General features: G+C 38.4%; 21 protein-coding genes. 7 read left to right on the forward strand and 14 right to left on the reverse strand.

The annotated features are described in order from the left end of the window. The first annotated feature begins 214 nt into the window (after window positions 1-214). The 4 genes from H4O18_RS22600 (at window position 215) to H4O18_RS15440 (ending at window position 2,861) form a co-directional block, all read left to right on the forward strand. The gene (locus tag H4O18_RS22600) at window positions 215-319 is read left to right on the forward strand and encodes a DUF6747 family protein (protein WP_425489139.1); all 105 of its coding nucleotides are present in this window, start codon (window positions 215-217) and stop codon (window positions 317-319) included. A 982-nt stretch (window positions 320-1,301) separates the two neighbouring features. Beyond that, entirely contained in the window at window positions 1,302-1,763 is a 462-nt protein-coding gene (locus H4O18_RS15430; protein WP_187586164.1) for a JAB domain-containing protein, read from the forward strand. Window positions 1,764-1,845: 82 nt separating this feature from the next. Next, window positions 1,846-2,040: a hypothetical protein gene (locus H4O18_RS15435; RefSeq protein WP_146216338.1), complete on the forward strand. Its 195-nt coding sequence runs from the start codon at window positions 1,846-1,848 to the stop codon at window positions 2,038-2,040. Window positions 2,041-2,375: 335 nt separating this feature from the next. Beyond that, the gene (locus H4O18_RS15440; protein WP_110357180.1) at window positions 2,376-2,861 is read left to right on the forward strand and encodes a hypothetical protein; all 486 of its coding nucleotides are present in this window, start codon (window positions 2,376-2,378) and stop codon (window positions 2,859-2,861) included. A gap of 12 nt (window positions 2,862-2,873) precedes the next feature. Here the strand turns inward: H4O18_RS15440 and H4O18_RS15445 are convergent, their stop codons facing one another. The 14 genes from H4O18_RS15445 to H4O18_RS15510 form a co-directional block, all read right to left on the reverse strand. Continuing rightward, window positions 2,874-5,912, reverse strand: coding sequence for a TraQ conjugal transfer family protein (locus H4O18_RS15445; RefSeq protein WP_187586166.1), 3,039 nt, complete (start codon window positions 5,910-5,912; stop codon window positions 2,874-2,876). 11 nt (window positions 5,913-5,923) lie between these two features. Then, a complete protein-coding gene (locus H4O18_RS15450; RefSeq protein ID WP_187586169.1) occupies window positions 5,924-6,463 on the reverse strand; it encodes a conjugal transfer protein TraO in 540 nt (179 codons plus the stop codon). Window positions 6,464-6,467: 4 nt separating this feature from the next. Then, complete coding sequence (locus H4O18_RS15455; RefSeq protein WP_187586171.1) at window positions 6,468-7,442, reverse strand: DUF4138 domain-containing protein; 975 nt, start codon at window positions 7,440-7,442, stop codon at window positions 6,468-6,470. Window positions 7,443-7,444: 2 nt separating this feature from the next. Then, on the reverse strand, window positions 7,445-8,455 hold the full coding sequence (gene traM, locus H4O18_RS15460) for a conjugative transposon protein TraM (RefSeq protein WP_187586173.1): 1,011 nt from the start codon (window positions 8,453-8,455) through the stop codon (window positions 7,445-7,447). 10 nt (window positions 8,456-8,465) lie between these two features. After that, on the reverse strand, window positions 8,466-9,083 hold the full coding sequence (locus H4O18_RS15465; RefSeq protein WP_187586175.1) for a hypothetical protein: 618 nt from the start codon (window positions 9,081-9,083) through the stop codon (window positions 8,466-8,468). Between the two features lie 46 nt (window positions 9,084-9,129). After that, complete coding sequence (locus H4O18_RS15470; RefSeq protein WP_187586177.1) at window positions 9,130-10,041, reverse strand: TraJ family protein; 912 nt, start codon at window positions 10,039-10,041, stop codon at window positions 9,130-9,132. Between the two features lie 7 nt (window positions 10,042-10,048). Beyond that, window positions 10,049-10,666: a hypothetical protein gene (locus H4O18_RS15475; RefSeq protein ID WP_187586179.1), complete on the reverse strand. Its 618-nt coding sequence runs from the start codon at window positions 10,664-10,666 to the stop codon at window positions 10,049-10,051. A gap of 13 nt (window positions 10,667-10,679) precedes the next feature. Continuing rightward, window positions 10,680-13,214: a TraG family conjugative transposon ATPase gene (locus tag H4O18_RS15480; protein ID WP_187586181.1), complete on the reverse strand. Its 2,535-nt coding sequence runs from the start codon at window positions 13,212-13,214 to the stop codon at window positions 10,680-10,682. Continuing rightward, complete coding sequence (locus H4O18_RS15485; protein ID WP_187586183.1) at window positions 13,199-13,522, reverse strand: DUF4133 domain-containing protein; 324 nt, start codon at window positions 13,520-13,522, stop codon at window positions 13,199-13,201. Before H4O18_RS15485 ends, H4O18_RS15480 begins: the two co-directional genes overlap by 16 nt. Window positions 13,523-13,534: 12 nt before the next feature. Then, window positions 13,535-13,894, reverse strand: a complete 360-nt coding sequence (locus tag H4O18_RS15490) for a TrbC/VirB2 family protein (RefSeq protein WP_110357174.1) — start codon at window positions 13,892-13,894, stop codon at window positions 13,535-13,537. Then, window positions 13,827-14,177 (reverse strand): hypothetical protein, encoded by a 351-nt coding sequence (locus H4O18_RS15495; RefSeq protein ID WP_187586185.1) that lies wholly within the window; start codon window positions 14,175-14,177, stop codon window positions 13,827-13,829. Before H4O18_RS15495 ends, H4O18_RS15490 begins: the two co-directional genes overlap by 68 nt. A 9-nt stretch (window positions 14,178-14,186) precedes the next feature. Then, window positions 14,187-14,633, reverse strand: coding sequence for a hypothetical protein (locus H4O18_RS15500; RefSeq protein ID WP_110357172.1), 447 nt, complete (start codon window positions 14,631-14,633; stop codon window positions 14,187-14,189). An 11-nt stretch (window positions 14,634-14,644) separates the two neighbouring features. Beyond that, window positions 14,645-15,328, reverse strand: a complete 684-nt coding sequence (locus H4O18_RS15505) for a ParA family protein (protein ID WP_187586188.1) — start codon at window positions 15,326-15,328, stop codon at window positions 14,645-14,647. A gap of 459 nt (window positions 15,329-15,787) precedes the next feature. Next, on the reverse strand, window positions 15,788-16,015 hold the full coding sequence (locus tag H4O18_RS15510) for a hypothetical protein (protein ID WP_187586190.1): 228 nt from the start codon (window positions 16,013-16,015) through the stop codon (window positions 15,788-15,790). A 163-nt stretch (window positions 16,016-16,178) separates the two neighbouring features. Between H4O18_RS15510 and mobC the strand changes: the two genes are divergently transcribed. The 3 genes from mobC (at window position 16,179) to H4O18_RS15525 (ending at window position 19,857) form a co-directional block, all read left to right on the forward strand. After that, window positions 16,179-16,562: a plasmid mobilization relaxosome protein MobC gene (gene mobC / locus H4O18_RS15515; protein ID WP_187586192.1), complete on the forward strand. Its 384-nt coding sequence runs from the start codon at window positions 16,179-16,181 to the stop codon at window positions 16,560-16,562. Between the two features lies 1 nt (window position 16,563). Continuing rightward, on the forward strand, window positions 16,564-18,858 hold the full coding sequence (locus H4O18_RS15520) for a relaxase/mobilization nuclease domain-containing protein (protein ID WP_187586194.1): 2,295 nt from the start codon (window positions 16,564-16,566) through the stop codon (window positions 18,856-18,858). 513 nt (window positions 18,859-19,371) lie between these two features. After that, entirely contained in the window at window positions 19,372-19,857 is a 486-nt protein-coding gene (locus H4O18_RS15525; protein ID WP_187586196.1) for a hypothetical protein, read from the forward strand. Window positions 19,858-19,993 lie beyond the last annotated feature (136 nt).

Raw genomic sequence — 19,993 nt, forward strand, 5'->3', positions numbered from 1 at the left:
CATCATTCAGAGTTGAATGAACAATATGACTTATAGCTCTATTGTGTGCTCTTAATTTTTGAATCAATATTTGTTTCACTACATCCATAAATTTAACATTTTAATCTTGGGTCTCACAATTTCGTGGAAAATTATAATCCCCTATGTTATGGCAAAATCAGTAAAAGTGAGAAAAGTCTATTTCGAAGGATTTAGGAACCTTTGACCTTAATTGGTGAAGAATGGCTTTAAAATATATTTCAGGGCTTGTACTGTTTTGTTTGGAATGGTTCTAAATGCCTTTACATTTAGGGTAGTTAATGAAATTGTTTTGGATTAGCCAATGGTAGCAATTATATAAGTCGTTTTCTTGAAAGTTGAGGCTACTGCATAACCCATAAGGATTAATGGAAGCTTTGGACTATAATATGACCAAAGAGGGTATGAAGCGGTTACAACCTGAATTATTGGCCGTGGGCAATGAAGCTGCCGAACCAAAGGTTGAGGTAACGTGAGCGATATCTATTGGACCATATAAGGGTAAGTTGTGGCATTGCTATGATGCCAAGCATTTCAGGAAGAACAAAGAAGGTCTATGTTTTGAATACAAATCTTGAAGGCGGATCTTTACCGAATACCTCGGCACTAGGATAGTAGGACTGAAAAGTAAGGACGAAGTAGATGACTATTTGGTACTAATAGGCCATGAAAAGTGCCTGAATAAAAACTAGGACAATCTTTGCATTAATAAATAGACCAACTTTTAACCAGAGGCATGAGGTACTGTACTACATAGATGGTTATGGTGAAGACGATTTCACGCGAATCAGTTGAGCCACGAGGCCTTTTCCAATATTCTGATAACGGGCAACCGGAACACTGAACGAAAGCCCAATTGAAGGGGTGTGGCCTCGGTCCAGATAGGTATCAATCAAGAGCATTGGGATTCCGTGGTTATCTAAATTTTAAATATTAAGGGTTTGCCTATTGAAGTAATCACTACTAACAACATCAATTTATAATCACAATTATTTTTATACCAATTTAACGCGATTCATTTTAGAATGGCATCGAACCCTCTCAAAACGATTCGGTTATTTCTTGTTTAAAATGGCAGGTTCCAGCCTAAAAATTCATTTTTCATACTTATGCCGCAATTTAATCAAGCCGCATTTGCCCTGTCCATGTAGTATTTGAAAAAATGGGGTATCCCTCCTGTCAGGGGAGCCCACCACAATTTTTTAAAATCTCCACATGGACCTATCCCCACCGCTACGCTCCTGTTGATTTTTTTCGCCGCATAATCTTAAAAACATACTATTATGAAAGACATTCGAATCGCAACCTTTAAAGATTTCGTTGGAGAGTTAACGGCCATTTACAGGAGAACTAAACTGCCCAGTTTTCAAATAACCTCTTCCTGTTCAGTGAGGGAGTTCATATATCCATTCTTTGACGATGTTATGGACGATCACGAAGAAGTGAAGGTCATACATTTGAACCGTAAAAATCAGGTGGTGAACATACACCATCTAACATCTGGCACCGATAACGGTTGTCTCATTTCGACAAAGGATGTGCTGCGACAGGCAATCCTGATCAAGACAAGCTCCCTGATCTTGGTTCACAACCATCCATCAGGGAATCTAAATCCCTCGGAAGCCGACAAGCAAATCTCCAACAAGTTGAGGGAAGCTTCAAAGTTGGTGGACATATCAACCCTTGACAGCATAATAATTACTAGGGAGGGATATTACTCCTTCGCAGATGAAGGGCTTTTTTAGGCCCTTTGTTTTGCTGTTACAATATTGTTGTAATTGTACGCTTTTGAGTACATTTGTAATAAATTCAAAAATTTATACCAGTATGGATTATAAGTTTGTACCCCTAAGAAATTGGTTATTGGAACGGGAAGCTCTCTCTATTAGGAAGTTGGAGGACAACTGTGAAATGCCCAGGGATACCCTACGGCATTTCCTGAATGAACGAAGGAACTTTCCTGAAAAGCATTATGAATCTTTATTGAAAGAGTTGGTAAAGTATGGGTTTCATCGGGATTAAATCCTCTACTTAAGAATTTAAAGAAACAAAACCCTAAAGCCAGAGCTATGAAGCCACACAGGGCAACAGGTGTTACACTAAAGGGTTTTTGTAAATTTATGGAAGTTTAATTAAATGAAGATATAATTAGAGTTTTAATGATTGCCATACCTACGCTCATAATATTTATCTTTATGCAAAGGTCTAAAACATGTTCTTATGAAATGAGCCATGAAAATTCTTGATATCAACCGAAATCGGAGATTCACGAACTCCAAAATTTAAAATAAAAACTCGTGAGTAAATGATTATTGGCGAATTACATCTGACCTTTTAAAAACAAAAAAAATAAACAGATGAAAATTATTACTAATGTTTTTCTCATTTTTTCCATTTTGCTATTTTTTGCATGTAGTAATGATAATGACAATGTTTCAGAATCGGACAGGGCTCAAGCGCTTCTTGGCCAATGGGAATATCAATCTATTATGACTGACAAAGCAGTGGATATCAATGGGGATGGAACGGTAAATATCGACTTGTTCAATACTCAAGAAATTAGGCAATGTTTAAAGGATAACCTTACTTTTTTTACAAAAATGGGCGTAGGGGAGAAAGGGGCATACGCTATCAACGAAAATGGCTTGTCATGTGATGATCAAGACCCTTATTCAACAATTGAAGAGGATAGCTACCAGCTAATAAATAATTCGATTATTCAATTTGATATGAGAAATGAGATGCGGATTCTCGAGCTTAACAGAAGTAAGCTGCAAATTGAAACAAATGACAATTTAGGTGGTCAGAATGTTATTGTAACAATCACATTTAAGAAAAGCTAGTTATAAGAAAATTTATACACGAATGATATTTCCAGTAGCTTTTTCACTCCATTGCCCATTAGAATCAAAAACCCTAACTTCATAAGGCTGGTCTTGATATCGAAGTCTATTCTCCCTTGGTTCTTCCTCTAATTCAAAATAGCGTTCAACACCTGATCCTCGTGCGTCATTGTAATTGAATAGCATTGTATCCCATCTACTAGTATTTCTATTGAAGATTCGAACCTCCACCTGTTGTAAGGTGGCACCATTATAAGCTTCTGAACAATTTGCAGCAAAACAGGTATATATCCGAACCACGTAGTCACAGCCATTAAGACCACCACATCGTATATTATGCTTCTCTCCTTTGACGGCTGCTCTGGGCTTTTTAAGCATTAAAATCGATTCACTGGCGGTCTGTGATATGCCAGTTGAATTTTCGACACGAAAATTAATAGTAAAACTCTCGTCGATTTGTGGATAAAACTGCATCGCCACAGAACCGTACTCCAGGGGAATAACCTCACCTTCCCTATATATCTTCCCCCGATGGTTTATATAACCCCCGTTCATATCGGCAAATTCAAATGTCATTTGGTAAATGACAGATGTATCGTGTCCAGATGTGGCATTTGTGACCACATTTAATAGGAAGGGTTGATTTTCATATTTATCTTGGGACGGCTGGCCGACGGTAAAATCGAAAGATTCTTCGTACTTTTCATAATCAATATTGACACCTGCTGTTTTTTCAACCTCTGAGGATGATCTTGCCGTGAATTCAATATTGTGGTTGGACTCCGAACTGCCCGTATATTTTCCTTGGAAGGAACCTACCGGAACGCCAAAACTTTCCCCGGCGGCATAGGTATCGCCTTGATATTCAAAGCTACCGTTGGAACTACCGGAAGAGAAATACATCACATATGTATCGCCACCAATTCCCAACTCGGTTATGTTAAAATTAATATCTACCACATCCCCGATATATACTTGGGATTGTGTGCTATTGGCCGAAAAGTTATAATTCTTTGGGGTTACATCAATGGATATGGGAACCACCTTTTCAAGGCCTGTATCGTTCTGTGCATAGAAGGTCAATGTGATATTGCTCTCGTCGGTGCCCTGCAGACTCCAGTTGAAATTACCTTTTGGAACATCATAAATATTGCCGGCATTAACTTCGATTCCGTTTTCATTTCTAATCAGGGCATTGCCGTTCATACTGTATCGCATCGTATAATCGGAGGAGCCAACGCTCTCAGAGATATTAAAGTTCAGGGAAGTGATCTCCCCGACCGAAATATCCGATTTTTGACTTCCACCTGTAAATAGAAAATCAACTTGATCATAAGTTATCGTAGTGTTTGCCGTATGCGTGACATTGGCACTTGACTCCACGCTCAACACGATATCATGCTGACCAGCTTGAGTACCTGTATAGACTACATTATTATTGTTTGGACCAAGTTGAAATTTTTCGCCTGGACCATACTCCGTTCCGTTTACCCGCAATGAGCTATTCTTGCCGGATGAATAAAATGCTTCATAAGTATCATTGGTTCCTTCAGGTATTTCATTGATATCGATAATTACATTTACAGGTAAATTTGCAAATTCCGAAGTTTTCGATGGGGTTATATTTACAGTAAAATCGTTCTGTTTGGTTTCAAGGTCAATATTTACCGGCCCCACTTCCTGCCCGTAATTGTCGGTTACAATAAATGTAATCTGGTGCGAACCTAAACTTTCAGGAAAATAGAAAAGTGAAAAGTTACCAAGTTCCACGGGATAGCCTGTTGAGTTCTGTAGGGTGTTGCCATTCATCCCCGCCAGCTTTCCGTTGCCCTCCACAATTTCATAGGAAATATTGTAATCTATGTTATCTGTATTGCCATTGGATTTAATATTAAAATTAAGTTGAGTACGCTCATTTAAAAAAACTGAATTGCTTTCCGAATTACCAGAAAAAGTAAATGGGATGTTCGCCACCTCGATTTCAACGCTGTCCTGTTTTATCTGTCCGTTGGAATCCCTCACATCAAAGAATATTGTCCGTTTTCCCAGCTCAGTACTCGTAAAAGTGAAATTGTAGGAATTGGGAATTATAGGCCTATATTTACCTGGATCCATTACACCACCGTTCTGGTCGCGCACGGTACCTGCACCTTCGCTAGTAGGTGAAAAGGAATGGGTAATTTCATATGCTACGTCAGATTCTTCGTCTTGGGTCCTCAGATCTATGGCGACGGCCAAATTAGTATTCAATTCCACTTGAGTCGATGCAGCAGTGGCATTAATTGTAAAGCCGAGGTTAAGCACAGTAAGAAGAAGAACCTCGGTCAAGGTAGCACCATCAGGAGCTTTGGCCGTAACGATTAATCTATGTTCGCCCAAGGTATCCGGAAGGTATCCCATCTCCGAAATTCCTTTTGGTAAGTTAAATGGTTTTCCAGCGTCAAAAGCTTCTTCTTTCAAATAGAGTTTCCCGGTTCCATTTTCAATCTGATAGGTTATTTCAAATTCCCCATTATTATCCGAGTATTCGGTTTCCTTATCCCTAAGTAGTGTTACATTCACAGGATTCTTGGAATTGATGATAAAATCGTTGACCCCTTTGTTTAGCAAAAAGCTAAAACTGGCGTATTTGGCATAGTGCAATAGTTCCAATTTTTTCTCCCTGGCATTTGAATCCCAAGCAATGAAGTTAATTTTATGCATGCCTGTATCGATGGCGACATAATTATATGACCACTGCTTGTCGATAATGTTCAGCGTATCATTCTCAAGGATAGTATCGCCTAACATGTTCATGAAGTATCCTTTGCCCTTCAAAGTCGTATATCGCGCATAATAATGAACAGTACTTATTTCTTTTTCAGGAACAATTGAAAATAAAGTTTTGGCACTTTCAAAAACGAAACTGGTTTCCGGCTGTTCAATGGAGAAATCAAAATCAAAATCATCCAAAATAATATCCCCAAAATCCTTGCTACAAGCAATGATAAGCACTGATATTAAGGCGACAAGCCCCAGTACTACTTTAGTAACTCTTTTGTAGTTTTTCATCTTCAATGTGTTTAGAACAGAAAATAGCGAAGACCGATTCCGACATAAGGATAAAAATTTCCTACATCGCTATTGACGTGATAGTATTCGTTGGCCTTTAGTAGAAAGGAGAAATCATTGCTGAGGGTTATTTCCCCTTCCAGTCCCAAATAGGCTCCATATATAAATTGACTTTTAGCATCTATGATCGCTCCGTTCTCAAGCACTTTGCTGCCATTGTTAATGACCTCGTATCCGATAATTGCCCCACCGCCAAAATTGAGGGCATACCGTTTAAAATTTTTCTGTTCCCAAATCTTGATGAAGTATCCGGGCTGTACAGTGAAAATGTTATAAGGAATATCAAACGAACCTTTATCCTCTGCAATGGCGGCAAATATGCTCAATTGTACATAACGCTCTCTGTTTACGTGGTAATTGAACGTGGCCATTATACCATAACCATCCTCTGCGTAACCCCCGCTTATTCCGACCGATGAGGCATAATTGCCACTTTGCGTGTATGCCATTGTCGAAATGAAAAGTGCCAAAACCGTTATAGAGTTCCTCATTATTTTAAAAGTCTATGGGATTATTGATAATTTCATGGCCAATGCGCAATGAAAGATTGCGGTTGCCAGACTCCTCGTCCAATTCCACCAGGACCTCTTTTTTCTCATCCAAGGCAAATTTTTTAAATACCACAACAAAATGGTTCTCGCTTTTTCCTGCTATGGTTTTAGGTTGTTTGTAGACAAAAACCGGTTTGAGCTCCATTTTTTGGTTACTACTACTATTTTTATAGTTGGTCGCAATTTGATGCTTTATAAAATTGATATCCATATCAAGGCCTTCCTTGTTTTCTATCCTATAATGAAAATAAAGCTCGTCCTCGTTATAATAGACACCTTTTAGCCATAGGAAAACATTGTCCAATCTAGAAAAATACCGACTGATCTTGGCTTTGTCGAATTGCATATAATAACATCGAAGGCGATAATATTCCAAGGGGTCGGATAGGTACAATTCTTTGGTAACACTATTTTTAGAATTACCAGCAACTATTTTGTCGGAGTTTTTAATATGAGAAATGGCGTCCATTTTCTCGATTTCATTGTTAGGCTTCTCAGGTGTGACTATCTGCTGCTGATTTTCATTCCTTTTTTCAATTGGTTTTCCCTCAATGTTGGCAACGGCCATTTCTTGAGTGATATACCATGTCGTTTTTTCCGGAACCGCAACTAGTTCCAATACAAAATCGTAAACGTTTCCAGTATCAGTAATGACCAAATAGTTGGTTACATTTTCTTTTTCGATGGCGAGTTCATCGTAATACAGTTTTATTATTCGACCACTAAATTTGCCGTCTTCCGGTTTTGGTAAGTCCACAATAAAACCGAAATCGTTGCCGATACTACTTTCCGAAATGTTTTCAGGAAAAATAAGAATGGTCTTGAAGTCCTTAGATATTTGCAAGGTATCACTAGAGGCTTGGGCACACAACGCGTACCCTGATAATAGGACCGATATGAGCAATAGCGCCTTCATCATCACTATATTTTTTTTGGTTTTAGAATTACACGGTCTCCATTTACCAAAAGTATCTTGTCTTTCTGTTTGTATTTTTTCTTTTGGAAAAAATTGCCAAAGGAGCGTACCAGGTTTTGTGCCAATGGAAGTTCTACTGTTTCGCCGACAGCCTCCGATAATTCGTTTACACTTTGTTGTTGAATATCGGCTGTGAATTCCTGCAACAATTGACCCGCTCGCTCATTGTGCAGTCCGACCATGCCATCTTCCTGATCAATTGCGGTCAATTCCATTTCCAAATTGTCAATATTGGTTATCTCCAATAAAACCCTTGATCCTTTCACGTTGGCTGTTGCGTAAACAAATGTATTCCTAGGGAATCGCCTACCCTTGTAATAGATATCATCCTTTAAGATCAGGGTAACACGGTTACCCGGTAAAATAAACTGGTCACGGTAAATTGCTGCATCGAATGCTATTGCATTTGTCTTTGAGTCGGTGGATGGTTCTGTATATGGAGCGGAATAATCCTGACTACGGGCAAGCCTTTGATCCCTTGCTTGCATTAATAGATTTCTGTATTCCAGTTTTTTTTGTGCATCAGTAGTTTTAGAAGTGTACTCGGGAATAATTGTTTCGGGATATGAAGTGTCCTTGACACTCCTATTGCTACTGTTTTCTTTTTCATCAAAAGAAAAGTTATTGAGTTCCTCTAAAATACGTTCTAACGAATCATTCTCTTTCTTGGTTTCTAAAATGCTCTTGAAGAGTCCTTTTGACCTCAATTGATCAAGTGAATCTTGTTGTAACTTTTTGTAAATATCGTTAGGTTTCGTAGCATCGAGTTGTTTGTTATGGTCTGGCAAATTATTGTTGTACGCATCGTCACTGTTACTTTTTTGTTTGTCCTTACCCATAGAACTGATACTGGTCATTACAAAGAATACTGCCAGAAGAACTATAATAGGGGCAAAGAAAGCGAACAGTCTATGCCGTTTTATCCAAAGATTGAATTGGTCAATTTTGCGGTTCATAGGTTGGTAATTACAAATCTTGGTTGTTTAAAACGTCGAACTTTATAATCTTAAGTCCGTTCAAATTATTTGGAGTTGAGTTGGTCTCTACCAAGTACCCTTTGGTTATCATATTCCGATATTCCACATTGCCACTCTTTAAAATCCTTTGTTTTCCAACGAATCGAAATAGAAATGGATATTCGGAGTAATCCACGAAAATTGAATCCTTTTCTATCTCTATCGAATAGCCACTTTTGGCGATATCCTCGTAATAGTTTTGATCGATCAAACGATTGTACAGCCTTTGTACCGAATGATCGGCCATATACAGCGCCTTATCTTCGATATTTCTCTTGATATGGCGTAAATCGGGTTCCAACGCAAAAAACAATTCATGGAAATTGGCAATATGGCCTTCACATAAAATATCTATTGCCCGCTTGTAGTCCTTTATCCTGACGGCAGCCAGCTTCTGGCCGTTATCGAGCAGATAGAAATTGTTTTTGGCGCTCTCGTTCGTCTTGTAGGTATAAAAGATATTGAGGATAGTGGTTACGAACGTGAGAATTAAAGATACATATAGCACTTTATTACTCCTACTACCAATCTTGCTTAAATCGTTGAAAATCTTATAATTACCGTCCATCTGTTTTTTTGATATCGTTTAAAGTCAATTTTTATCGTTAAACCGCTTATTGTATTAAGGTTCTTACTCCCTTTGTAGCTCCTCCCGTGTTTGCATCAACTGTCGTTTGTGCTAATTTTTTCACATAGTGTTTTGCCTGATCCTTCAAATGGCCGGCACTAACGCTCATTCCCTGGACGATGAAGTTGGATAATATTGGGGCCTTTAGATAAACAAAAACGTTCATCAACATCAATAAACCACAGGTGAGCACTAAACCTAAGTTCGCATCTCTTTCTGATAGTAGTGAGTCTATGAGCTTATCCAACACGTGCAACATGAAGTTATCGATAAGGTGAAGCATGGGTATCCATAGGCAGACACTCATGAATTTTTGTAGCCATGCCTTCCACATGCCTGAAAATACAGGGATGAAGGATAACCCTATATTTAATGGCCCAAATATTATCAACACGAACAAATAGACTACGGACATTGCTTTTATTCCCACGAAAACAACGGCGGAAATAACGGATGCAATGGCAGTAACACCGGAAGTGAAAGCCCCGAGAACAAGTACTTGTATAGCCTCCGGATCGCCCTGTAGAAGTACCCAGGAAACACCAAAATCTACCATAGCTGTTGTCTGGGCCACCAAAATTTTAATATGGAGGACGTCCCATGAAATATCATTAGCCTTTAGGGACATTCCAATTCCTTGGTAGAATTCAAGAATGGTCCTTGTCAGGGCCCGATAATTAAAAAGGACAAAGGCCAATGGCACCCATTTGAGATGTTCGAAAATATCAGCTCGCTTATCCTTATTGAGAAACACTAGGATGGCATAAACCGAGATACCAATACATGCGAAAACCTGACCGATTTCTATCATCGGGTCTACAATTTCGTAGGCATCCAAAATATATTGATCAAATAGTTCATTGACGGATTCCCGTATGCCTTTGTCAGTGATGTTCATACTATGATTAGTTTTTATTCATATTGATCAGTGTGCGGCGAGATTCTCGGAGGGAATTGATTTGTGATAGTTTATGATTGTAAACAATTAGGTTGTCCAAAATGGTTTCCAGTTTAAGGTTAATGGCATCGACCTTCTTTAGCCGTTCCTCGGGCAAAATGATGGCTTTGGTATTTATAATTTCATTGCATTGTTGAAATAGATTTTTAGTCTCCAAAAGAGCGTTGGTGGCATAACCAATAAATTCATCGATTTCCTTTCGCTCCAAATATTCCAATTCTTGGACGGTCTGTTTGGAAGTTCTATATGCTTCGAGAATCTTCATTTTTAGTTCTATGGCCAAGCTCACATCGGTCGATCCGGTCACATATTTGGGTGCCTGTTTCTTAGCTTCTAGCTCTTCTTTCAGAATTTCTCTGGATTTAGAGGTTTCATTATTGTTTTTCTCCATTAGATTAATCAACTGGGACAAGTTTTTGTTTACAGCTTTTAGCTCTATGTTGATATTCATGAGTTGGCTGTTAACCATCCCGACGCTAGTGTTGGTGGCAACATCTGTTACTGGAATCTGGGAAAAAAGCGCCAGGTGCAGCAATAGGCTCAGAATTACTGGAGTTAGTTTCATTTTTTTTTTGGTTTTATGGAGTATTGTCAAAGGCATATGCCTTAGCCGTCAACTCCCAATTTTTATGATTTTTATTGTATAGTTGTTTGATCTTAGCACTTTCGGTGGGGTTGGTTTCGTAAATACACTTTTCTTCCAAAGACGTTTCCACGCCATACACCTTTACCATGTCCATCCAACAAAATGCAACCTCACGGAATTTCCTGTCTTTTGGTAGGTCTTTGTTGAGAGAAAGAATGAGTTGTTTCTGTTTTTCACCCAATCCCATTAAGGACTGTATTTTATCAAAGGATCTGGCAAAGTCGCGCATATCCAAAAACACTTTTATATGCGAATTGACTACAATAGCATTTTTGATGATTTCAGAGGATATAAAATCATCAACTTTTTGGGAAATGAAGATTGGCTGGCCGCCCAACTTTCTGGCCATTCTGGACTGGTTGTTAAAGTAGTGTACAAGTTCCGGTCTTACTAGAGCCTTCCAGGCTTCGTCGACGGCCAGTATTTTATTAATGGATAATTTTGTAGGGTCGTGCATCTTCTTGTTGAATATTTCCATAATCATCAAAGCGGTAATAGGAAATAGCAGTTCGTTATCAATCAATTTGCCCAATTTGAAATAAATAATCTTTTCATCACTTAGGCTGGAAATCCGATCGTCCAATTTGTTCAGTAAGCTTCCCCTTGTGCCATTGGCATAGTATTTTTCCAAAAGGAACATGAACACATCAGGATCGAACTTTTCCTTTGGGACTTTTTTAGTTTTAATATAGGTTGCAATGTGGATTTTGCAGTATTCAAAAAAGGTATCGAACTTATAATTTTTGTCTTCATTTTTCCACATCCATTCGTAATAGTTGGTAATCAAAAATTCCAAAACGGTATTTGTTATTTCTGATCCGCCTATATTCCCTTCCTGACCAGTAATCAATTTTAGAAGGGTTACAAGGTCAACCAGCTTTCCTTGAGCTAAAGTTTTGCCCAGGGCTTCGCTTTCAAGAGAATCGTATTTGTCCAATAAAAAGGGGTTGAATGTAAACGGATTTTCATCAGCGTGCTGCAACGTTACTCCGCCAAATACTTCAGTAAGTCTATCGTATGAGTTGCCATCTTCCATAATTATGGCCTCCGCGCCCTGTCTTAGTTCAGAGGCAAAATAATGATTGGCCAAATAAGACTTGCCACCACCCGACCCTGAGGCGACCAACATGCCCCGATTGAAGATCCAATCTTTTTTTTCTGGTTCCCTGTACACAGATACTGAAAGCGGTTGGCCAGTAACACGGTCAACCAATCGCAATCCATCAACAGCCCTGGTTGCATCTTTATAACCGCCTTCAAGATAGAGTAGGGCCGTGGCCATATCGCTGGGCATGGGCAAGTACATATCGGAAGATATCCCGATTGCGTTACCAGCTATTCCTGCAAAGAAAAGGTTCTTACGGTCTATGGTGTTGTGTTTGGCATTTATCCTTAGTTTTTTGAAAGCGCCAGTAATGGAATTTTCCATTTGCTTGGGCTGATTCCCGACTTCTTCAAAACCAAAAACATTGATATGGTAAAAAACAGATTCCTTATGATTTTCCAAAATTTCTTTGGTATAATCATAAATCTGGTCCGCATAGATGGCATTGCTGTCATCTTTTTTGCCATTACCGAACCGTAGAAAGCTTTTGGCTTTTTTTCTTAAGCCTGTGAGGATTTTTTCTTGATTTGGAATATAGATATATTGGTTAATAATGTGCTCATGGGGAACTTTGAAACCTAAAGAAAAAAGATTGCCTATAGGAAACCGGTTTTGTCGGGTAGTGAACTTTCCATAAAATTCGTAGGTACCGATATGGTCCTTATTAAACTGGTCCAAGTTTTCAAGAGTAAAAAACTGTCCTTGTTTATTTCCCACATGTATGGTGTTGTTGTCAAAATCTACATCCACCAGATTTGTGTTATTTTCCTTAAGACCAAAATATTTGGCGTAAAGTCCATTTTGGGAAAATAAGTCGTTGTATTCAAGGATATGCGATGCTATGAGTCCAGTGGAATTGATCAGATTGTTCACGTTCTGTACCTGAGCTTCAAAATCTGCTAGCAAACTACTATTGATGAATTCATCGGGAACGGTTTGGGTCAAATAGAAATCCCGGTTTTTCTCTAAAAATGAGTTCGCCCGTTTGGAACTGTATTTGATATAGTTTTCTGGAACAACGCTAATATATAAATAGTGCGTTCCAACTAAATAGGGGCGACCTTGAAAATGTTTTTCGTTTGCCCTTTCCATCATATCGCCCTGCAGTCTTTTAGATATGGGCGTATAGTTTTCCTGGAGGAAGAAATCTTGCCTATGCAAGAGTCTATTTGGGCCTAAAATATTTATGATGTTCAAGAAAAGTTCTTGAAGGGTTCCATAGTCTTTGGTGTCCAATGTGAACACTTCGGGTAGAATAAGCTGTAATGGAATTGTTAAACATCCCCTTTCTTTTGATATTAATGCCTGCCGTTCATATCCGTATATAGGGAATGCATCCCAAAGAGCTACCTGTTTTCCCATAACAATAGATTTTTATAGTCATTGCCTATTTTGATGGAATCAGGTTTGGAAGTATCGGCAAGTTTTTTAACAAAGCCATTGGCACCATAGGTCCTAGAGTAAAACAGCAAGATCATGAATACGACGACAATTGCTATACCAGTAATTAGCAAGGCCAACAACATAGAAATAAAAACGGATAGGACAAGGCCTGTTATGATTGCCGTCGTACCAAGGTATACGCAGTAAAAAATGTATTTTGCGTTGAGACCTTTGTAATAGACATCTTTTTGCAGCCCTTTCTTTATAGGAATGTGGCAGTTTTCCATAATACGGGAAATTTAGATGTTAGCTATTTCCTCACCTATGGCGATCAGAGCAAAAAAAATGGCGATACCAATAATAATCTTGCCCAATTTATTGGCCAGGTCCGTCTGCTGATCTCGAATATATAGATAGGTCAGACCGGTTATGGCAATGGCCACGCCAGCAATAACCTTAATAATATCGACAATTTCCCTGGAGAGGTTTTTCGAATCGTTCTTGAAATCCTGTGCTTCCTGAAGCAGTTGATCGAATTGACCATAGGAGCACACGGTTATGGATAACAGAATTAAAAATAGAAGAAATGTTTCAATTTTCGGATTCCGGCGGTATTTCATTGGCCGTATCCTTGTTGCGGATGACTTTGAGTTTTTCATGCTTTTTGCGAGTTATGGAATTTGAATCATCTTCAAATGAACCCTCTCTAAAAGCTTCCAAAAGTTTAGAAGTGTCTTCCACTTCGTTTATCTGGTCGAGTACAGCGTTTAAATCGGTCTTATCATTATCTGATTTATATACAAATTTATCATTTAAACGCAAATAATCTAATTTTTTTGAATGTTTTTTTGTCTTTGTGCTTTTTTTGGATAATAGCACCCACATGATATACCCGTACCAAACAAGGGCAAGACCGAACAATATGTACCAGTAAGTGCTCAAATTTCAGTTTTATTTTTGCTCAATGAGCGTAATTAATTTTTCATAATTTCTATTCGTAAAATCCAGCAAAACCTTTCGAATCAAATCGTTCCTTGAGGTCTTGACACCCATTTTATAGGAGATACCCATTGCCAGTTTTTCGTATTTCATTGCACAATCACTGTTGATGGTCATAAAAAAGGTTTCTTTTTTATTTTTCAATTTATCGGTCTGCAATAACACATCCAACTGTTTTCCGATATTATGGTTATTTTCAGAAGGACTCTCTTCCTTCGGTTTCCTATTTTTCTCCAACTTGTTAATAGCATCCTCCTTTCTAACGTTGAGGGAAGTGGTTTGTTGTTTTAGGCCCATACGATCTAGTTTGAGCTGTTCTAGCGTGCTTGATGTCTCCTGGTTTTTATTTGCCATTTGCTCGAGCAGATCAAGTGTGGTGATTTTTTTCTGTTTTCCCATTGAAATCTAGTTTATATATTTGATAACTGTTCTACTTCTTCGAAGAATTTTTTGATATCCATATCCCCTTCTTCCTTGTTTTCGGGAATAGGGTAGAGGGTATTCCTATATTGTTCCTTGTAAATAGTCCTGTCCTTGACCACGCTTTGCATTATAGGGATGCCGGCTTTTTCGAACTGTTGGCGGAGCAGTGAAAACTTGTTTTTCCTTACCAATTTAAATTTGTTGAAAAATAAGTTGACACTTTTGAGTACACGCTCATTATTGTCCAGAAAGTTGTTCTTTAAGGTAAAATAGAAATTAGAGGTGCTGTCTATCTCCAATTCGTCGTGGCTAAATGGGATGAAAATATGTTCCACATATAATAGGCCCTTAACCATTTCTACGTTAAGACTCCCAGGGAGGTCCAGAATAATATAATCTATAAGACCGTAATATTTCATAATTGTGTCTTGGATGGATCCCACTGTTACCCGTTCTATAGTGTAAGGCTCCAATTCCTCAATTTCCGAAGCATCCAAAAAACTAAGTTCACGCTGTCTTTTTTTATAGATCGAATACTGTGGATTGTCCCCATCAAGGAGCACTACTTTTTTTCCTTTTGCATAATGAAGATTGGAGGCTAGGATAAGGTTTAGGGTCGTTTTTCCGATACCACCTTTTTCACCCACGATACTTATAATTTTTGTTTCCATGATATAGAAGTTAATTTTGATATATTCATATATTATTGAGCCGTTATAATTATAAATTGGATTATGAATATATATTTATAGGGATATATTTACCTATAAATATATTTGAATATGCACCTATATTTATATTTAAATATATGTATATAATTAATTAATAATCAGGTTTTTATATAATATATTTTACTGTAGGTCCATATAAAACCATATCAAAACAGATAGGTACAGCGGGAGGTTCCATATGGTTTTATGCATTGGTTTTTTGATAAGGATTTTTTGTACCTATTACCAATCATGTAGAGAATATTATTACCATTTTAAACGCCTAGATAAGGTTTTGGTTTTCCTTTCATCACCTCAATATGGTTTATTCCATTATTAAGTTTTAGAAGGGACGGGATTTAATATAATGTTGGTTTCTGTATAGTTCCAAATCCCTCCGGAAGTCGAGCAACCCTTCCTCTACAATCCTCCCAATGCGGACACGCTTCGCCGGTCCACTCGGGAAGTCTTTCCGTTCCTGTTTTCCTCGACACCCTCGGTACCGCGCAAAAGTACAAGCGCCCAAAAAGTCGCTTGACCTTTTTTCACCCGACCCACAAAAAATAGTTGTATTTCATTGTTTCTCAACATTTCCAATGCATCAAATAAGACCATATAATTCTTATGCCTGTACCCATTTATATCCATATGGCATGATATGTATTTGAGATGTAAAATACTGATTATTAGATTGTTGTAATCAATTTTATTCTGCTATATTTATCCGTGTAGACGGATAGCAAGTTATGTTTTAAGCATCTTAAAACACCTACTTCTGACGAAGTGAAAACTGATAATATAGAGGGAGAAAATGGCAATCAACAAAGGCGGGAGAAAACGTTTGGGGGACAGGAAGCGGGAGCATGCCATAACGCTTAGGTTCAATGGCCGGGAACTTGAAAAAGTAAAGACTATCCTGCATTCCTATAATCTTGATTTTGCTAAAAGGGGAACGGTGGGTCCATTTTTGAGAAAGCTTATCCTAAACAGGGAAACGATAAAAGAGAAAAAGGTTCCAGATGATATATCGAACCTCAATTACCAATTGAACAAAATAGGAGCCAACATCAACCAACTGGTAAAGGTGGCCAACTACAAGAATATGCGAAGCCCCAACTCGAACCTGGAACGGGAGATGGAAAAAGCCAGCGAACTGATGCTCGAACTTATAGAAACGATCAACAACGGAAGTTAAAATGATAGCAAGGATACTATATCGGAATAATGTGCAGGGGGTAATGAATTATGTATTGGGCAAGGCCGATAGCAGCATACTCGGCTTCCAGAACACCTATTCGGATACCCATACCAACACAGCATTTTTCGGTAGGGTCCTTTACTATCTCGGCAATCGGCACGATTCTGAAAGACGATATGTACATGCGACTATCAATCTTCCCCGAGGCGAACATTTGGAAGACATCGACTTTTTTGAACTGTCCAAAGCGTACATGGAACATATGGGCTATGGAGAACAACCTTATATGGTGGTACGCCACCACGATACCAAGCACGAGCATGTCCACATAGTCTCGACCACCATAAGGGAAGATTGTCTGCAAATAAACCTTTCCAATGATTTCAAAAGGAACTTAGCGACACAGAAATACCTTGAAAAACAGTTTGGCCTTTCCCCGTCTCCTGAAACAATTAAAGACAGGGAGCTACCGATATATCGGATCCCGCAATTCAAGAACGAGGACATTAACGGGGTTAGGTTCTATATACAGGACATTACAAACAACATGCTCCAGAAGTACAAGGTGCGAAGTTTTAAAGAATTGTCCGAAATATTGAGACCGCACCATATCCATTTAAGGACGGTAGACTACAATGGCAGGGATGGTGTATCTTTTGGGGTCGATGTAGAAAATGGCTACAGTTCAAGATTTATCAACGGCTCTACCGTACATCCTCAATTAAGCGGCCCAAAATTGCAAAAGGTTTTTGAACGGAACATGCGATCCAAGCTATTTCCTATGGTTAAAAAGCGTTTGGAAAAGCAAATAATGACCACATTTAAACTGTTCAAGAGTATTCACTTTGAAGACCTGCCAGATGTATTAAAATCCTATCAGAATCTGGATTGTGAATTGATTTATGAAAAGAAAAGCCAACTAAGTGACGTTATCATCTATGATAAATCAGGATTTATATGTAGTACTTCGGAAATAGGTTCAGAAAAAGATGTCGTAAACCATCCACAGATAATCAATTCCGAGGATGGGGAAACCAGCATAGATGTGGATAGCAACCAGTTTGTTCTTGAAATACAAAAACTAATAAAAAATGCCTTTTATAAAGCTTATTTGGATGCCAATAAACGTGATATATTGTTATCGGAATTTGTATCGATCAAAAGTTTTAAGGAAGTGCGGCCCTTTCTAGCGAGTTTGGTACGATATTCATTTCTAAACCATTATATGCCCGAAAATAATGGTAGTTCCTTATTGATTTCGGTACAAAAGGAATTTGAGAGCACACGTACTGGATTGGGCATATCGGAAGCGAATAAAGAACTCAAAACGCTGGAAAACAGGGTTTTAATTTTAAAAATGACTTTGGAAGCCAATGTATTCGATATTTCTGGGAACAAAGGTATTTTATTTCATTTGCTACAGAGTTTGGGCCTCAAATATGGCAATGGTAGGATTTCTTATATTAACTCCAATATCCACTCCGTTGAGATATTCCTGGACAATTATCATATCCCAAATGAGAATGAGGCCTATATATCCTTTGGTTGTATCGATCAAAATTCAAGGATATTGCAACAGTTAATGGAAGAAAAAGGAGGTAAGGCTACCGATTTAAACGCTACCGCCTTTTTCCTTCCCATGTTTCTGCCCCAGTTATATAGCTCAATGACTCCCGATTATCGAAGGCAGTTTGAAGTGCATAGCTTAAAGGCATATCTCCATAAAACGGAACGGCTTCATTGGCATTACGAAAAATCCGCTATCGATTATATAAAACTGTTCAACGCCAAGGGATTTAATTTTAAGCTAATAGGGAATGATATTTCCATCACCTCTATTTATTCAAAACATGGGGTCAGTATTCCGTTAGCATTAAAAACCCAGGCATATCTTAAATCGATCAAGAATTTGGATCAAGTGTTGAACGAGCAATCCAAAACATTATCCAATATAATGGACGAGGGTAGGGGACAGCTTAAAAATTTATGGCTTTCTTATTTGATAGAAAAGGAATTATACGGTAAAGTTGCTTTTATGATGATCTACGATAAATTACGTCCAAATTTGGATAAGGACGTTATGGAATACCATTTAGAAAAGGGGTGGCGGGAATGGTTACTTCAAGTATCCAAACAAAAGTTGAATTCACAGCAGGCAACTATGTTGCGTAGGAGTGCCTTTGCCTTCAATTCTCTTTTAGGAGGTAGCCATTATAAGGAGGAAGAAGTATTTAATGGGTTTAAGGACGAGCTTACGGATTATTCGAAGCGAAATGGAATTTACCTCTCCTGAATAATTGATAATGAGATCATAGCCATGTTGATTCAATAAAAAAGGACAGGTTCATTTTAAAAATATACGAGACTAGGTTTTACCCTTATACCATAAACAAAGGTAAATTTTTGTTGTATTTACCCTCGTTAATTCAACGTATGTAATTATTACCCTTGTTCAAAATGATAGCATTTAATAGAAATACACCATACAATAGCCTACTGGAGGAGTGGGAAAATTTGAACCATGTGGGCCGGGTGAAAGTAAATATAGCAACTAATTGCTCAAAGTCAAATCCTTTGTAGATAAATATACTGTTTATTTTTTCTTTTTTTCAATCAAGTTACAAGATAACCAAATCATTACTCATGTTTTTCTGGAGATAAAAAGCCACTTTCTTTCGCTAAAAGAAATAAATATTAAACCTTATCAATGAGTTTACTGTGTTTAAGGCAAATAAATTTATTGATTTAGACGTTTAGTCGATAACGTAAAAGTACCCTCTACTTAGGGGAAAAATGCTTTAGGAACATGGTGCGAAGATTCAAAAGCCTCTCCCTTTCCGAACTGAAGTGGGGCAATGGTTTCAGGTGCCCCCAAATATCGGCACGGCAATTATTGCAGGGGAGCAAGCCTTATTCGCGCCAGTGCACCTCTTGTCGTTACGATAGGTCGCCAACGGCCAATACGCTATTCCACAGGGTTATATTCGACCTGCTCAAGGCCTTCTGCAATGTGTATTTCGTAGCGATCAATAAAAAGGGGGGTACCTCTCTGGAACTTGCCAGCAAGCTCTCCCTCATGCAGAAGACCTGTTGGGCGTTAGAGCACAAGGTCATAATAGCGACCAATAAATTGGGCGATTATCCCATTAAAGGTAGGGCCGAAGTGGATGAAACAGTTTTCGGCACGACCACGGCCCGAGTGACCACGGACCAATGGGTAGGGTACGGCCCCCCTAAGATACCCTCCAGAAAAAAGGGGGCAATTTCTTGGAATTCCATAAAGTGGTTATGAACGTAAAAGGATGGCTGAGGGGTATGCGCCATTATGTGGAAAATCTACAAGACTACCTTTACGAATACTGCTACAGGTTCAACCGAAGCTATATGACGGATGATGTTTTTGACAACCTTATGGCTAGGATGATAAA

This window comes from Arenibacter arenosicollis, assembly GCF_014397245.1.
Lineage (GTDB): Bacteria > Bacteroidota > Bacteroidia > Flavobacteriales > Flavobacteriaceae > Arenibacter > Arenibacter arenosicollis.

Excerpts from the sequence above, each read along its gene's own strand:
- H4O18_RS15430 (WP_187586164.1), top strand. The coding sequence starts at position 1,302 with ATGAAAGACATTCGAATCGCAACCTTTAAAGATTTCGTTGGAGAGTTA.
- H4O18_RS15435 (WP_146216338.1), top strand. The coding sequence starts at position 1,846 with ATGGATTATAAGTTTGTACCCCTAAGAAATTGGTTATTGGAACGGGAA.
- H4O18_RS15440 (WP_110357180.1), top strand. The coding sequence starts at position 2,376 with ATGAAAATTATTACTAATGTTTTTCTCATTTTTTCCATTTTGCTATTT.
- H4O18_RS15445 (WP_187586166.1), bottom strand. The coding sequence starts at position 5,912 with ATGAAAAACTACAAAAGAGTTACTAAAGTAGTACTGGGGCTTGTCGCC.
- H4O18_RS15450 (WP_187586169.1), bottom strand. The coding sequence starts at position 6,463 with ATGAGGAACTCTATAACGGTTTTGGCACTTTTCATTTCGACAATGGCA.
- H4O18_RS15455 (WP_187586171.1), bottom strand. The coding sequence starts at position 7,442 with ATGATGAAGGCGCTATTGCTCATATCGGTCCTATTATCAGGGTACGCG.
- traM (WP_187586173.1), bottom strand. The coding sequence starts at position 8,455 with ATGAACCGCAAAATTGACCAATTCAATCTTTGGATAAAACGGCATAGA.
- H4O18_RS15465 (WP_187586175.1), bottom strand. The coding sequence starts at position 9,083 with ATGGACGGTAATTATAAGATTTTCAACGATTTAAGCAAGATTGGTAGT.
- H4O18_RS15470 (WP_187586177.1), bottom strand. The coding sequence starts at position 10,041 with ATGAACATCACTGACAAAGGCATACGGGAATCCGTCAATGAACTATTT.
- H4O18_RS15475 (WP_187586179.1), bottom strand. The coding sequence starts at position 10,666 with ATGAAACTAACTCCAGTAATTCTGAGCCTATTGCTGCACCTGGCGCTT.
- H4O18_RS15480 (WP_187586181.1), bottom strand. The coding sequence starts at position 13,214 with ATGGGAAAACAGGTAGCTCTTTGGGATGCATTCCCTATATACGGATAT.
- H4O18_RS15485 (WP_187586183.1), bottom strand. The coding sequence starts at position 13,522 with ATGGAAAACTGCCACATTCCTATAAAGAAAGGGCTGCAAAAAGATGTC.
- H4O18_RS15490 (WP_110357174.1), bottom strand. The coding sequence starts at position 13,894 with ATGAAAAACTCAAAGTCATCCGCAACAAGGATACGGCCAATGAAATAC.
- H4O18_RS15500 (WP_110357172.1), bottom strand. The coding sequence starts at position 14,633 with ATGGGAAAACAGAAAAAAATCACCACACTTGATCTGCTCGAGCAAATG.
- H4O18_RS15505 (WP_187586188.1), bottom strand. The coding sequence starts at position 15,328 with ATGGAAACAAAAATTATAAGTATCGTGGGTGAAAAAGGTGGTATCGGA.
- H4O18_RS15510 (WP_187586190.1), bottom strand. The coding sequence starts at position 16,015 with ATGGATATAAATGGGTACAGGCATAAGAATTATATGGTCTTATTTGAT.
- mobC (WP_187586192.1), top strand. The coding sequence starts at position 16,179 with ATGGCAATCAACAAAGGCGGGAGAAAACGTTTGGGGGACAGGAAGCGG.
- H4O18_RS15520 (WP_187586194.1), top strand. The coding sequence starts at position 16,564 with ATGATAGCAAGGATACTATATCGGAATAATGTGCAGGGGGTAATGAAT.
- H4O18_RS15525 (WP_187586196.1), top strand. The coding sequence starts at position 19,372 with ATGGTGCGAAGATTCAAAAGCCTCTCCCTTTCCGAACTGAAGTGGGGC.